The sequence below is a fragment of the Citrobacter sp. Cu233 genome (genome assembly GCF_030332225.1).
Taxonomy (GTDB): domain Bacteria; phylum Pseudomonadota; class Gammaproteobacteria; order Enterobacterales; family Enterobacteriaceae; genus Citrobacter.
Genome location: NZ_JAOWIF010000031.1, coordinates 482,468 through 495,866 on the forward strand (window position 1 = coordinate 482,468; position 13,399 = coordinate 495,866).

The 13,399-nt window shown below is 51.4% G+C and carries 13 protein-coding genes and 1 pseudogene; 4 read left to right on the forward strand and 10 right to left on the reverse strand.

What is annotated here, in order from left to right; genetic code table 11:
- Positions 1-20: 20 nt before the first annotated feature.
- The 7 genes from preA to OGX95_RS08720 all read right to left on the reverse strand — a co-directional run bounded on the left by preA (position 21) and on the right by OGX95_RS08720 (position 5,996).
- Entirely contained in the window at positions 21-1,256 is a 1,236-nt protein-coding gene (preA, locus tag OGX95_RS08690; RefSeq protein ID WP_286629153.1) for an NAD-dependent dihydropyrimidine dehydrogenase subunit PreA, read from the reverse strand.
- On the reverse strand, positions 1,250-2,491 hold the full coding sequence (locus tag OGX95_RS08695) for an NAD(P)-dependent oxidoreductase (RefSeq protein ID WP_286629154.1): 1,242 nt from the start codon (positions 2,489-2,491) through the stop codon (positions 1,250-1,252). The genes preA and OGX95_RS08695 overlap by 7 nt, the downstream gene beginning before the upstream one ends.
- 233 nt (positions 2,492-2,724) lie before the next feature.
- Complete coding sequence (locus OGX95_RS08700) at positions 2,725-2,964, reverse strand: DUF2542 family protein (protein WP_137382289.1); 240 nt, start codon at positions 2,962-2,964, stop codon at positions 2,725-2,727.
- A gap of 2 nt (positions 2,965-2,966) precedes the next feature.
- Positions 2,967-3,686, reverse strand: a complete 720-nt coding sequence (gene sanA, locus OGX95_RS08705) for an outer membrane permeability protein SanA (RefSeq protein ID WP_286629155.1) — start codon at positions 3,684-3,686, stop codon at positions 2,967-2,969.
- A 186-nt stretch (positions 3,687-3,872) separates the two neighbouring features.
- Positions 3,873-4,757: a cytidine deaminase gene (gene cdd, locus OGX95_RS08710; RefSeq protein WP_286629156.1), complete on the reverse strand. Its 885-nt coding sequence runs from the start codon at positions 4,755-4,757 to the stop codon at positions 3,873-3,875.
- A gap of 148 nt (positions 4,758-4,905) precedes the next feature.
- Positions 4,906-5,601 (reverse strand): CidB/LrgB family autolysis modulator, encoded by a 696-nt coding sequence (locus OGX95_RS08715; RefSeq protein WP_271440062.1) that lies wholly within the window; start codon positions 5,599-5,601, stop codon positions 4,906-4,908.
- Complete coding sequence (locus OGX95_RS08720) at positions 5,598-5,996, reverse strand: CidA/LrgA family protein (protein ID WP_005129194.1); 399 nt, start codon at positions 5,994-5,996, stop codon at positions 5,598-5,600. Before OGX95_RS08720 ends, OGX95_RS08715 begins: the two co-directional genes overlap by 4 nt.
- Before the next feature lie 215 nt (positions 5,997-6,211).
- On the opposite strand from OGX95_RS08720, the gene dusC reads away from it, so the two are divergent.
- Positions 6,212-7,156, forward strand: a complete 945-nt coding sequence (gene dusC / locus OGX95_RS08725; RefSeq protein WP_286629157.1) for a tRNA dihydrouridine(16) synthase DusC — start codon at positions 6,212-6,214, stop codon at positions 7,154-7,156.
- Between the two features lie 144 nt (positions 7,157-7,300).
- Here dusC and OGX95_RS08730 read toward each other — a convergent pair.
- Positions 7,301-7,384, reverse strand: a pseudogene (locus OGX95_RS08730) (SAM-dependent methyltransferase); the annotation flags it as partial.
- Positions 7,385-7,552: 168 nt separating this feature from the next.
- Between OGX95_RS08730 and mdtQ the strand changes: the two are divergent.
- Positions 7,553-8,992: a multidrug resistance outer membrane protein MdtQ gene (gene mdtQ / locus OGX95_RS08735; RefSeq protein WP_286629158.1), complete on the forward strand. Its 1,440-nt coding sequence runs from the start codon at positions 7,553-7,555 to the stop codon at positions 8,990-8,992.
- Between the two features lie 30 nt (positions 8,993-9,022).
- Here mdtQ and OGX95_RS08740 read toward each other — a convergent pair whose 3' ends face one another.
- The gene (locus OGX95_RS08740; RefSeq protein WP_286629159.1) at positions 9,023-9,598 is read right to left on the reverse strand and encodes a DedA family protein; all 576 of its coding nucleotides are present in this window, start codon (positions 9,596-9,598) and stop codon (positions 9,023-9,025) included.
- A gap of 162 nt (positions 9,599-9,760) precedes the next feature.
- Here OGX95_RS08740 and OGX95_RS08745 point away from each other — a divergent pair, with 162 nt between their 5' ends.
- Both OGX95_RS08745 and pbpG read left to right on the forward strand, forming a co-directional pair.
- Complete coding sequence (locus tag OGX95_RS08745; RefSeq protein ID WP_271456631.1) at positions 9,761-10,348, forward strand: Yip1 family protein; 588 nt, start codon at positions 9,761-9,763, stop codon at positions 10,346-10,348.
- 179 nt (positions 10,349-10,527) lie between these two features.
- Positions 10,528-11,475: a D-alanyl-D-alanine endopeptidase gene (pbpG, locus tag OGX95_RS08750; protein ID WP_286629160.1), complete on the forward strand. Its 948-nt coding sequence runs from the start codon at positions 10,528-10,530 to the stop codon at positions 11,473-11,475.
- Between the two features lie 63 nt (positions 11,476-11,538).
- Here the strand turns inward: pbpG and dld are convergent, their stop codons facing one another.
- A complete protein-coding gene (gene dld / locus OGX95_RS08755; RefSeq protein ID WP_286629161.1) occupies positions 11,539-13,251 on the reverse strand; it encodes a D-lactate dehydrogenase in 1,713 nt (570 codons plus the stop codon).
- Between the last annotated feature and the right edge of the window lie 148 nt (positions 13,252-13,399).

Below are 13,399 nucleotides of genomic sequence, written 5' to 3' on the forward strand. Positions count from 1 at the left end.
ACCGGGCTTTTTTGTGAGCGTTACAACGTTAGCGCATGCGCTTTCTCGCCGGTTTTAAATTTCACCTCACCGAGATCGATACAGGCTACCGGGCAAACGTGACCGCACAACAAGCAGCCCACGCATTTTTCCGTGTTGCAGTGTGGTGTACGGGTCTCTTCATTCCATTCCATCGCCTGGTGCCCACCGTCATAGCAGGAGATGTAGCAGCGGCCACAGCCAACACATTTTTCGAGATTGATATGCGGATAGACGAGGTAGCTACGATCAAGCTCCTCTGCGGGGATGATATTGGCATTGGCGAGACCAACCATCTCCTCCAGCGAATCAAACCCTTGATCGGCGAGGTAATGTGACAGCCCGCTGGTCATGTCCTCCACGATTCGGTAGCCATACTGCATGATCCCGGTGGTTACCTGCAGCGTGGCAGCACCCAACAGCAGAAACTCGGCGGCGTCCTCCCAGGTTTCAATTCCCCCAATGCCGCTAATCGGGAAATCGCGCAGTTCAGGGTGCATGCGCAGTTGCTGAATAAAGCGCAGAGCAATAGGTTTCACGGCCTTGCCGGAGTAACCAGAAATACTGGATTTACCGTTGACTACCGGCATCCCAATTTTTCGGTTCAGGTCGATATTGGTGATGGATTTAACCGTATTGATGGTCGCGATACCGTCGGCGCCTCCGCGTTTAGCCGCCAGAGCTACTTCACACATATCACCAATATTCGGTGTCATTTTAGCCAGCATTGGTAAGGCTGAGCCGCGTTTAACTGCCCGACAATACTTTTCGACCAGCTCAGGGCTTTGCCCGACATCACTGCCCATGGCATGTGAGGTCATTTGTGGGCAGGAGAAGTTGCATTCGATCATGTCTGCACCTGCCTCTTCAACCCGACGAGCCAGCTCCTGCCACTGTTCTTCGTTTTCACCCATGATCGACGCAATCAGGACGTTGTTTGGGTAGTCCTGTTTCAGTCGGCGAATTGCGGCCAGATTCTCCTCCAGCGGGTGCTCGGCAATTTGCTCCATGTTTTTGAAGCCAATAAAACCGGTATCTTCTTTGGTCAGATGGTCAAAGCGTGGGGAGACTTCATTGGCAATAAAGAAACCGATGGTCTTAAAAACAATACCACCCCAGCCGGTATCATAGGCTTTGGCGCACATCTCATAGCAGTTGCCCACCGGAGAAGAAGAGAGGCAGAACGGGTTGGGAAATTTGACGCCGCAAAAAGTAATAGAAAGATCTTTCGTTAACATGAGCAAGCTCCCTCTAAATAGTGATGAATGGCCTGAGCGGCTTCTTTTCCGGTTTTCACGGCGTATACAACGGTTTTATCGCCTTTAACAATATCGCCCGCGGCAAACATAACCGGATCGGCGGTTTGGTAATTGTGCGTATCGATAAGATTGCGCTGTGGCTTTAACGCGGCAAAATCATCAAGCAGCGCATGTTGACCGACGGCAAGAATAATATGTTCGGCTTCAAGCGAGAGTTCTCCCGGCAGACGTACGTGCTTAAAAGTTACGCGATTTCCACTAACCGCCACAGGAGTGAAACCGTCAATAATCGATACCCCTAACGCCTGGGTACTGTTGAACTCTTTTTCGCTGGCAGGAAATTCGGCCAGTTCTTCACGCGCGACACAGGTGACAGACGGGCAGCCCAGCAGTTTCAGTGTACTGGCAACATCCATTGCCACATCGCCACCGCCGATGATCAATGCGCTTTGCGCTACGGTAATATCGCCGCCTGACTGCCGGACCCGTTGCAGGAAGTTGACGGCAATTTCGACATTATTCGCCTGGTCAAACAGAGGCAACGTAGAACCGTAAGACATCCCTACGGTCACCAGTACGGCGCGGTATTCTGTTTTGAGTTGCTCAAGGGAGAGGGCATTGCCAACTTCACAATTGCATCTGATGGTCACGCCCATTTCCACAATACGGGCAATTTCATGATCTAAAACCGTCTGTGGCAGACGAAACTCTGGAATGCCATAACGCAACCAGCCACCAGGCTGGGCCTGCTTTTCGAACAGGGTGACATCATAGCCAAGATTACTCAGCGTTACGCTGGCCTGTAATCCGGCCGGACCTGCACCGATGATGGCTACCTTGCCCAGCGTTTTTGTTGCGGGCTGATAGATTTTCATTGCGGTTTGCTGTTCAAAATCGGTAATAAATCGCTGCAGACGTGCGATATCGATAGGCTTGTCAATTCCTGAACGTGTACATCCGCGCTGGCATAATTTTTCGGTTGGGCATACCCGGGCGCACACCGCACCAAGCGCATTATTTTCCCGGATAGTTTCAGCCGCGCCTTTAAAATTGCGGAAATAAATGGAGCGAATAAATTTCCCTGGGTCAGTTTGTGCCGGGCAATCCTGGCTACAGGGGGCATCGTGACATAATAAACAACGAGAAGCCTCTTTTATCGCTAATAATGGGGTGAAAGCAGGCGTGAGCTCATCCAGATAATTTTGTTGTGGCATATTTTCTTCCTTAATGCTTGAGTAAATTAAGGCAAACCGTTAATAACAAAATATAAAAATTGAAAGGCTATTCTTAAGGCTAAGCACTGCAGGAAGAGTATTCTGTGAAAGGATTCACAAATAGAAGAAGGTGTGAGGGAAATGCTGACAGGCAGCATTAATCCCTTATATTGGAATGGTAACCGTTATCATAATATTAGTTATTCGCAAACGCTAATATAAAGGCAATATTGTTAACGATAAAACACTAAATAAACAACCATACCTAATGATAAACATCCGCACCCGGCATAAACCAGCACATAGGACCAAAATTGCAAAGGCTCTTGAGAGCGATAAGCGTAAACCGGTTCGCGCGCATTCTTCTTAATTTTATCTACGGCCCCGGAGCGCCATCCTTTCCAGGCTTCACGGAAACAAAAGAGGGGAATGAGCAAAAAGGCCAATACCACGAAGAGAGTTTGTACATCCATGCCTATTTTCCTTGTTTCTTTTGTAATTCGAGTAATTGTTCCGGAGTGACTGCCGGATATCCCTGAGCATCATCAGGTACCTGATGCATGGTCGGGATGGGCACCAGCGGACCTAAAAAACGTGGCTCGCGTTTAAAAAGGTAGAGATCGGCCAGCGCACCAAAGCGAGCGCCAAATTCGCGCACCCGCACGGTAAGCATATCTTTTGGCGAGGGTACCGCATAGCACTGAGCCTGAATGCCCATATGTAGCGCAATAAACAACGCGCGCTCACAGTGGAATCGCTGAGTAATGATGATGAAATCGTTGGTATCGAATACTTTGCGGGTGCGTACAATTGAATCAAGCGTACGGAACCCTGCGTAATCAAGCACGATGTCAGCAGGATCGACGCCCGCGGCAATCAAGTCTTTACGCATCGTCATCGGTTCGTTATAGCTTTGCTGCGCGTTGTCGCCGCTAAGTAGCAGATAGTTTACTTTGCCGCTGTTATACGCATTTAATGCGCCCTGAATGCGGTAGCGGTAATACTGATTGATGACGCCGGTACGGTAGTATTTTGCCGTGCCCAGGACCACGCCAACCTGACGGTAAGGGAGATCCTGTAATTCGTCATAGATGTAGGGGGCCGTCTTCCAGCTCATCCATCTGTCGAGTCCAAGCACTGTCAACAGCAGCAAGCCTGCCAGGACTAACAAGCTGTAAAACACGCGCTTTAACATGCAGAAAACTCGATAATTGGATGGAATTTCAATCAGGCTACTGTACCCAACGACGGAGCGCAAGAAACAGCAGTCTGATTGAGGGGATTTTAGTCACTGTTGCCGATGGCGCAGCGACTATCGGGCCAACATACTGTACGGTTGGCTTGTAGGCCTGGTAAGTGCAACACCACCGGGCGTCACGACTTAACCGAGCAGTACGCGTTCGATATTATCGCAGCCCAGCGCGTTCAGGGTGGCAGACGTCGCATCCCACTGGATAAGCGCCGCATCCGCTTTTTCTGCCAGCACCGCACGTTGAATGTCCGGATAGTCGTAACCGTTCAGACTCAACAGGTTTAATGCACCCTGCAACGGTGGCAGCGTTGGGTTGAAGGCGGCGTTTTCAGCATAACTGCCGCTGAAAATCTGACCATCTTTACACTCCAGCGCCACGCCACTCGGGGAGTTGCTGTAGGGCATATGGCATCTGTTTGCTGCGGCAATCGCCGCCTGGGTGAGCGCATCGCCTTGCAGCGCGAAGCCGTGATCCTGGTCGTCCATCAGCAGCGTCTTGATGTCGAGATCTTTTGGCCCAAAAGCGTCCGGCAGATAGTCGCGTAGTGCGTGTGGTTCACGCCCTGGCAGGTGAATACGTAAATCCAGTCCGCTGTTCAGCTCATTCATAAACTGACGGCAGTGCCCGCAAGGGGTGTAGTTGACGGTAATCGCGGCGAGTCCTTTTTCGCCACGTAACCAGGCATGGCTAATCGCGCTCTGCTCGGCGTGAACGGTTTGCTGCATTGTTGCACCAAGAAACTCCATGTTCCCACCGAAATACCAGGTTCCGCTGATACCTCGTGAGATTGCGCCAACGTTGAAGTTGGACAGCGGGGTGCGTGCGCAGGCCGCAGCTAAAGGCAGCAGAGCGAATGCCAGCGCGTCTTCGTCCAGTCCCGATTCGCGTTTAAGCAAAGATACCTGCTCAGCCGTCAGCATGGCGGGGAAATGTTCATCCGCCAGAATAGGGGCCAGGGCTGATTGCAAGTTATCCGCGAGTTGGGCAAAAGCAGTTTGAAAACGTGGATGCATGGCGTTGCCTCATAACAATGTAATGGAACCGTAGTTTACGGGCCTGGCAGGGCTTTATATGTGATCCAAATCTCATTGTGTATGCAACTTATGAAACTTAAATGAAAAATGTGCAACGCATCGCAAATAAACAGCTTAAAAATACAGATTAGCCTACTACTGCCAGGATAACCGGGAACAGGAAGGGGGCAACCAATGAGGTGATAATCCCGCAAATCACCAGCGCCAGTGAGCTAAATGCCCCTTCCTGGTAGTCCAGTTCAGCACAGCGAGCCGTGCCCAGGGCGTGTGAAGCCGTACCCATTGCCAGTCCACGTGCTGCTTTAGTGCGAATGCGCATTGCATTCAGCAGGGTATGGCCAAATACGGCACCGAGGATACCGACAAAAATGACGCACACTGCGCTGATTGCTGGAATACCACCGATACTTCCTCCCACAGCCATCGCGATAGGTGTGGTTACCGATTTAGGCATAATAGAGGCGGCAATCTCCGGTGAAGCTCCCATCAGCAAGGCAATGGACGTGCCCGTGACCATGGCCACGACACTGCCGGCAAAACAGATTGCGATAATGGATTTCCAGCGGGCACGGATTTGGTGCAGCTGTTCATATAACGGATAGGCCAGAGCGACGACAGCAGGTTGCAATAAATCGTTCAGCACCTCGCTGCCTTTGAAGTAGTGATCGTAGGGGATACCGGTCAGCATCAGAAAGGGAATAATCACCACCATCGCGACGAGCAGCGGATTCAGCAACGGCAGTTTAAATCGCGCTGCCAGCTTACGTGCAGCAAAAAATACCGCCAGGGTGAGGGGTAACGACCACCAGATATACGACATCATTGTTTAGACCCTTTTTGGCCAACGATTTTGCGTTCGCCGTGAACAATGTGCGAGCTCCAACTCACTACCAGGAATACGACCAGCGTACTGATGGTGCAGGACACCACGACCGGACCAAATTGTGCGCGAAGCAAGTCAAAGTACTGCATGATCCCCACGCCAATCGGGACAAACAGCAGGGCCATGTAACGTATCAGTACGTAGCAACCCGGGTTTACCCATTTTGCCGGTAAGATCTGTAATGCCAGTAATACAAACAGAATCAGCATGCCGATAATGCTGCCCGGAATCGTTATCGGCAGCAGTGATGCAAGAAAAATACCTGCATAGAGGCAGGCATAAATGAGGACGAACGCGCGTAAATATTGCCAGATAATGTTCAGTGACTTGCTCATAATTGAAACCCTTGACGAGACTGATTCATCATACAATTAAACTTTAAAACGTGCTACCGATCACATCATGAATTCTAAGCATAGTGGAAATAGATATCAGGAACATCAGGCAATGCCCCCAATCAGCATAACCAAACCTGTGCCCGGCGCTGAGACGCTTTAATCTCCTGCATAGAGACGTTACCATAGCGCCTCTCTTTTTTGCGGGTAACAATATGCGTGTTTTACTGGCGCCGATGGAAGGCGTGCTCGACTCACTGGTGCGCGAGTTGCTGACTGAAGTGAATGATTATGATCTCTGTATCACCGAATTTGTTCGCGTGGTGGATCAACTGCTGCCGGTAAAAGTCTTTCACCGCATTTGCCCAGAGCTGCTTAACGCCAGCCGCACAACATCCGGTACACCGGTGCGTATACAACTGCTGGGGCAGTTTCCGCAGTGGCTGGCAGAAAATGCAGCCCGCGCGGTTGAGCTGGGTTCGTATGGCGTCGATCTAAACTGTGGCTGCCCGTCGAAGCTGGTGAATGGCAGCGGCGGTGGCGCAACTTTACTGAAGGACCCCGAACTGATTTACCGTGGCGCGAAGGCCATGCGTGACGCGGTTCCGGCCCATTTACCGGTGACGGTAAAAGTGCGTCTGGGTTGGGACAGCAGTGACAGGCAGTTCGAAATTGCTGATGCCGTCCAGCAGGCCGGAGCCAGCGAGTTGGTGGTGCACGGTCGAACTAAAGAGCAAGGTTATAAGGCCGAGCACATTAACTGGCAGGCTATTGGCGAGATTCGCCAGCGTCTCAATATCCCGGTTATCGCGAATGGTGAGATCTGGGACTGGCAAAGCGCACAGGACTGTATGGCCATTAGCGGATGCGACGCCGTCATGATAGGGCGCGGTGCACTTAATATCCCGAATTTGAGTCGCGTGGTGAAATATAACGAACCACGTATGCCGTGGCCTGAGGTCGTGACATTATTGCAAAAATATACCCGACTGGAAAAACAGGGTGATACCGGGCTGTATCATGTGGCACGTATCAAACAGTGGCTGGGATATCTTCGTAAAGAATATGTTGAAGCGACAGAACTGTTTCAGAAAATTAGGGCGTTGAATAATTCACCGGATATTGCACGCGCGATTCAGGCCATCACAAGTGCTGCCTGATTTATTGCCGGATGGCGGCGTAACCGCCTTATCCGGCCTACGGAGCGGATGCGTAATTCGTAGACCGGATAAGCGCAGCGCCATCAGGATTACACAGGCTTACGTACGCTGATAAACAATCTCATCCGCGGGTGTCATGCTGCGCGCCCTGGATAACATCCTCTGTGAAATATCCAGCGTGGCATATCCGGCAAAGAATGTCGGGTCATCATAGATATTTTGTGGCATTACGCCTCCATTTATAATTCAATGGAATTATTTTGACAGAATCATTTGCTATGTATATGTTTCTTAATAATGTGGTTTTATTTCAAAAGATGTATTGCCACGCGTAACTAAAAAAGAGAATGCGGTAAGTCGTACTCTCTGTGCATCTTTTCTTACCTGTATATTCCCATGAATCGTAACTCTGTTCTTGTTGCAACAGCATGTTTGCCGCTGCTTATTTGGGTGGTCGGTTGTGCTCCTATGCATGACAATCGTCAATCGCTGTCACAGCAGACGCCCGCTATGAACGTTGACTCCGCGTTGCCTGCGGCATTAAAAAATGGTTGGCCGGATAGCCAATGGTGGAAGGCGTATCACGATCCACAGCTGAATGCGTTGATTGACAGCACACTCAAGAATTCTCCAGACATGCAGGTAGCAGAACAGCGCATTCAACTGGCAGAAGCGCAGGCTAAAGCGGTTAAGGCACAGGATGGTCCAGAGGTTGATTTTTCCGCAGACGTTGAACGTCAAAGAATGTCGGCAGAAGGTTTAATGGGACCGTTTGCCATTACCGATCCTGCGGCAGGCACTACCGGGCCGTGGTACACCAATGGAACCTTTGGTTTAACCGCAGGCTGGAACCTGGATCTGTGGGGTAAAAACCGGGCTGAAGTGGCGGCGCGTATTGGTGAGGTGAAAGCGCGCGAAGCTGAACGTGAGCAAACTCGCCAGTTACTGGCGAGCGGTGTATCGCGTCTGTACTGGGAGTGGCAGACTCAGGCGGCGCTGAAAACCGTGCTGACGCAGATTAAAAACGAGCAGCAGAACGTCATCACTGTCGATCGTCAGCTGTATCAAAACGGGATTACCTCTTCTGTCGAAGGTGTTGAAACGGATATCGACTCCAGTAAAACGGAGCAGCAGCTGAACGATGTCAGCGGCAAAATGAAAGTAATAGAAGCGCGGCTGAGCGCACTGACCAACTCGCAATCTTCCGTCATGAAGCTTAAAGCGACGACGCTACCGGCGGTAGAAAGCCAGCTACCGTCCCAGCTTGGTTATTCGCTGCTGGCCCGCCGCCCTGATTTACAGGCCGCACATTGGTACATTGAGTCATCGCTGAGCAGCATTGATGCGGCAAAAGCGGCATTCTATCCGGACGTTAACCTGATGGCGTTTTTACAGCAGGATGCGCTGCATCTGAGCGATTTGTTCCGCCATTTCGCACAGCAGATGGGCGTGACGGCTGGACTGACGCTGCCTATTTTTGATAGCGGCAGACTGAATGCGAATCTCGATATCACGAAAGCGCAGAGCAACCTGACGGTGGCAAATTACAACAAGGCAGTGGTCGATGCGGTGAATGATGTGGCGCGTGCGGCATCACAGGTAGAAACGCTGGCGCAGAAGAACCAGCACCAGCAGCAAATTGAACATGACGCACAGCGCGTCGTGGGGCTTGCACAGGCACGATATAGCGCCGGTATCATTGCGGGTTCCCGGGTTAGCGAGGCCAAAGTTCCGGCATTACGCGAACAGCTTAATGGTCTGGTTCTACAGGGACAGTGGCTGGATGCTTCTATACAGCTGACCAGCGCACTGGGCGGCGGTTACCGCGCTTCCTGATAGTCTGACCCGGCAGAAGCTTATGTCGGGTCAATTCGAGTGTTCTTTGTGTTTACTTCGCCGTTTCATCCACCAGCGAGCAGCCACCACAACGCCGATAACCAGAACCAACCAGACCCCATGTTTAATATGCTGGTCGAGGCTATGCAACCATGGGGCAATCACTTCACCGCCCACATAGCCGAGCGTGGTAAACAGCAAAGCCCAGACAAACGCCCCCAGGATATTCAGTGGGATGAAAATCTTCGGCGGTAGGTGGCTGGCCCCAATCAGCAACGGGCCAATGACGCGAAAGCCGTACATAAAGCGTGTGCCGACTACAAACAGATAGGGTCGCCGTTGGATCATCTTCTGTGCGTAGTGGATTTTTGCCCGATGACGCGAGAAACGACGTAAAATTTTACCGCCATAACGGCGCCCAAGTAAAAAGAGTAACTGATCGCCAATCATCCCACCCAACGCGACGGAGAGCACCACCAACGGAAATTTAAGAATTCCCTGATGCGCAGCAACACCGCCTAGCAAGGTAATGGTTTCGCCTTCGGCAAGGCTGCCAATAATCAGCGCCGCATAGCCGTATTGCTCAACATAATGCGTTATATCCATACGTTGTATGACCTCCACGCTCCATAGCATACACCCAGTGAATTGTTCATGCCGGAAAAGCAGTAACTCAGCGCATCGGTATTTTTCATGTGTACATAAAATAATCAAAAGCTGAATTATACTTGAAGTGTTGAGGTCCGGAGCTGACAAGAAGGGGGCGGTATGAACCATGTCTGGGGGCTGTTTTCCCATCCCGATCGTGAAATGCACGTGATCAACAGCGAAAACGAAAGTGTTTCGCATCACTATACCCACCATGTACTGCTGATGGCGGCAATCCCGGTGATTTGTGCGTTTATTGGCACCACGCAAATTGGCTGGAATTTTGGCGACGGCAATATACTGAAGTTATCCCTGTTTACCGGATTTGCGATGGCAATTCTGTTTTACGGCGTGATGTTGGCGGGTGTGGCCATCATGGGCAGAGTTATCTGGTGGATGGCGCGTAATTACCCGCGACGCCCGTCGCTGGCGCATTGCATGGTCTTTGCCGGATATGTTGCCACGCCGCTGTTTTTAAGCGGGCTGGTGGCGCTGTATCCGCTGGTCTGGCTGTGTGCGCTCGTGGGAACCATCGCGCTGTTTTACACCGGCTATTTACTCTATCTCGGTATTCCAACGTTCCTGAATATCACTAAAGAAGAAGGGCTGAGCTTTTCCAGCTCAACGCTGGCAATCGGCGTTCTGGTGCTGGAGGTTCTGCTGGCGATTACGGTGATCCTGTGGGGGTACGGATACCGATTGTTCTAGGCGTACAACCTGTCTGCGCTGCGTTGTTGACGTAAAAGTCAGCAACGCAGCATTTCGAGATGATTCTTCTGTAGCGGCAAACCTGCCGGATCGCTATGATGCCAGAGCTAGCTTGAGATAATCCTTATTTCAGGCGGTGTGCGTTGTGACGTGCGTGAACCATTATCAGAAACCTCATCATGCTGAAATTCCGAGTTTCATTATTAAGTCTTGCCCTGGTGCTGGCAGTTCCTTTTGCACCCCAAGCCGTAGCGAAAACGGCGACTACCGCAGTGGCATCTCAACCTGAGATTGCTTCCGGTAGTGCGATGATTGTTGATCTGAATACCAACAAAGTTATCTATTCGAACCACCCGGACCTCGTGCGCCCGATTGCGTCGATTACCAAATTAATGACGGCGATGGTGGTGCTTGATGCACGACTGCCGCTGGATGAAAAACTGAACGTTGATATCAGCCAGACGCCGGAAATGAAAGGCATCTATTCTCGTGTGCGACTGAACAGCGAAATCAGCCGTAAAGACATGCTGCTGCTGGCACTGATGTCCTCAGAAAACCGTGCGGCGGCAAGCCTGGCGCACCACTATCCGGGCGGTTATAACGCCTTTATCAAAGCAATGAATGCGAAGGCGAAATCACTGGGGATGACCCAGACGCGCTTTGTGGAACCGACCGGGTTATCGATTCATAACGTCTCGACGGCGCGTGATTTAACTAAACTGCTGATTGCCAGCAAGCAGTATCCGCTGATAGGGCAGTTGAGTACGACGCGTGAAGACATGGCGACCTTTGCTAATCCGGCTTATACGCTGCCGTTCCGTAACACCAACCATCTGGTGTACCGTGATAACTGGAACATTCAGCTCACCAAAACCGGCTTTACCAACGCGGCGGGTCACTGTCTGGTGATGCGCACGGTCATTAACAACAAGCCGGTTGCGCTGGTGGTGATGGATGCCTTTGGCAAATATACCCACTTTGCCGATGCCAGCCGTTTACGCACCTGGATCGAAACCGGCAAGGTGATGCCTGTTCCGGCCGCAGCGCTGAGCTATAAAAAACAAAAAGCCGCACAGATGGCGGCAGCGGGTTCAGCGACAGGTGAGCAAACCGCGCAAAACGATTAAACCGCAGGGCGGGTAAGCGAAGCGCCCCGGGCAACGTGCCCGATGGCGCTTACGCTATCGGGCCTACGATTCTTTCCAGAACTTCTGCTTACTGGTCTTGCCGATGCCCGGATTCATGCTGTTGGTCGGGTCGTTCTCGCGATAAAAACGCGTCAATGTTTCTGGTGCTTTATACAGATGCCCCACGTTATGTTCTGCAGGATATTGTGCCCCGCGCTCACGCAGTAACACCAGCATTTGCTCTTTCAGTTCGTGAGCATCCACGCCTTTTTTCACGATGTAATCCTGATGGAAGACGTAGCACATAAAGTGGCCGTAGTAGAGTTTGTGCACCAGCTTGCTGTCTATTTCCGGCGGCAGGTGCTCATACCATTCGGTATCGTTACGGCGCAGCGCAATATCCAGCGCCAGAATATCTTCTACGTCATCCGCATGGACGGCCTGATAGCGAATGGCCGCGCCCGCCGCTGCGAAGCGGTGTAAAAATGCCTTGCTACCTTCTTCCGGTGTACAGGCAAAGAAATCACCTTCGGCGGTTTTGAAAAACTCAGTCAGCCAGCTCTGTGCTTCTGCTACACCGTCACCGGCCATTTTTAACAGCAGGTGATGTTCGTATTTATCACGCCAGCGTTTCATCCGTGCCGGTAAATGGCTGGGGAATAAATGGCCAAACTTCTGCATCGCCCGGTCGGTAAAGTGCGGGCGGAAAATTTTCACTTTTTCCAGCATCGCATCGGTGCGGCCTTTCAGCGTAAAGAAAAACGGCATTTTGTCAGTGCCGAGTTTGTCGATCATCAGAAACGTATCTTTGCCATAGGTTTCGGCGATGTCATAGATATCGCGGTGCATATATTCACCTGCGACCGGCAGATGTTCAAATTTGGCCAGAATATGACGACGGATTTCTGTCAGCACTTCAGGCTGGTTGGTACCGATATAAAAGACCTGCTGGTTTTTCTCAGCCTCAAAGGTATCCAGGCGCACGGCGAACACCGCAAGCTTTCCGGCGCAACCAGAAGATTCAAACAAACGCTCAGGGTCTGCGTTATAGCGTGCCGGCGTATCGGCCTCAATATCTCTGACGCGGGTAACGTAATCATGATCGTGTGCATGACGCCCATCGTGCTGGACATCATCATCTTTGATCCGCTCGTCGTCGAGTTTACTGAGGATCTGCTCCGGAGTCTGACCCAGCTCGATACCCAGATGGTTAACCAGCTGTAACTTGCCCTGCTCATCAATGCGTGCAAAGAGCGACATTTCTGTGTATGCCGGACCACGTTGTACCAGCGAGCCACCAGAGTTGTTGCAGATACCGCCGATAACGGAAGCACCGATACAGGAAGAGCCGATCACCGAATGCGGTTCACGACCAAAAGGTTTGAGCGCCTTTTCCAGCGAATAAAGTGTCGTACCGGGATAAGCCAGTACCTGTTCACCGTTGCCGATGACGTGCAGCTTGTCGAGGCGCAGAGTGCTGATGATAACGATGTCGCGATCGTAATCATTGCCGCTAGGCGTAGAGCCTTCGGTCAGACCGGTATTGGCGGCTTGCATCAGGATTATTTTGTCAGCCGAGACGCAGGCGTTGAGGACACGCCACAGTTCTAGTAGCGAGCCGGGAAAAACGACGGCGAGCGCATCGCCCTGGCCCGAGCGGAAGCCTTTACGATAACGGGCAGTTTTGGCCGGTTCGGTGAGCAGGTGTGAATGGCCGACCAGGCGGGTCAATTCAGTCAGAAACGCTTTATTATCAGTTGTTGTAATGGAAGACATTCTCCACTCCTTGTGGTGGGACTCAATATCAGGAACAAGCATAGCGCTATGTATGACAATACGCTTTCTCATTCGCATTGTCTCTGTGTTGTATCCCACTGATTCATGCTGGTTTTGAAAATTCAGAGAATATCCTTAGCTTTCTTCC

What these genes read in the sequence shown, in the direction of transcription:
- pbpG (WP_286629160.1), top strand. Translation starts at nt 10,528, where the DNA reads ATGCTGAAATTCCGAGTTTCATTATTAAGTCTTGCCCTGGTGCTGGCA.
- dld (WP_286629161.1), bottom strand. Translation starts at nt 13,251, where the DNA reads ATGTCTTCCATTACAACAACTGATAATAAAGCGTTTCTGACTGAATTG.
- OGX95_RS08700 (WP_137382289.1), bottom strand. Translation starts at nt 2,964, where the DNA reads ATGGATGTACAAACTCTCTTCGTGGTATTGGCCTTTTTGCTCATTCCC.
- OGX95_RS08715 (WP_271440062.1), bottom strand. Translation starts at nt 5,601, where the DNA reads ATGATGTCGTATATCTGGTGGTCGTTACCCCTCACCCTGGCGGTATTT.
- preA (WP_286629153.1), bottom strand. Translation starts at nt 1,256, where the DNA reads ATGTTAACGAAAGATCTTTCTATTACTTTTTGCGGCGTCAAATTTCCC.
- sanA (WP_286629155.1), bottom strand. Translation starts at nt 3,686, where the DNA reads ATGTTAAAGCGCGTGTTTTACAGCTTGTTAGTCCTGGCAGGCTTGCTG.
- mdtQ (WP_286629158.1), top strand. Translation starts at nt 7,553, where the DNA reads ATGAATCGTAACTCTGTTCTTGTTGCAACAGCATGTTTGCCGCTGCTT.
- dusC (WP_286629157.1), top strand. Translation starts at nt 6,212, where the DNA reads ATGCGTGTTTTACTGGCGCCGATGGAAGGCGTGCTCGACTCACTGGTG.
- OGX95_RS08740 (WP_286629159.1), bottom strand. Translation starts at nt 9,598, where the DNA reads ATGGATATAACGCATTATGTTGAGCAATACGGCTATGCGGCGCTGATT.
- OGX95_RS08695 (WP_286629154.1), bottom strand. Translation starts at nt 2,491, where the DNA reads ATGCCACAACAAAATTATCTGGATGAGCTCACGCCTGCTTTCACCCCA.
- cdd (WP_286629156.1), bottom strand. Translation starts at nt 4,757, where the DNA reads ATGCATCCACGTTTTCAAACTGCTTTTGCCCAACTCGCGGATAACTTG.
- OGX95_RS08745 (WP_271456631.1), top strand. Translation starts at nt 9,761, where the DNA reads ATGAACCATGTCTGGGGGCTGTTTTCCCATCCCGATCGTGAAATGCAC.
- OGX95_RS08720 (WP_005129194.1), bottom strand. Translation starts at nt 5,996, where the DNA reads ATGAGCAAGTCACTGAACATTATCTGGCAATATTTACGCGCGTTCGTC.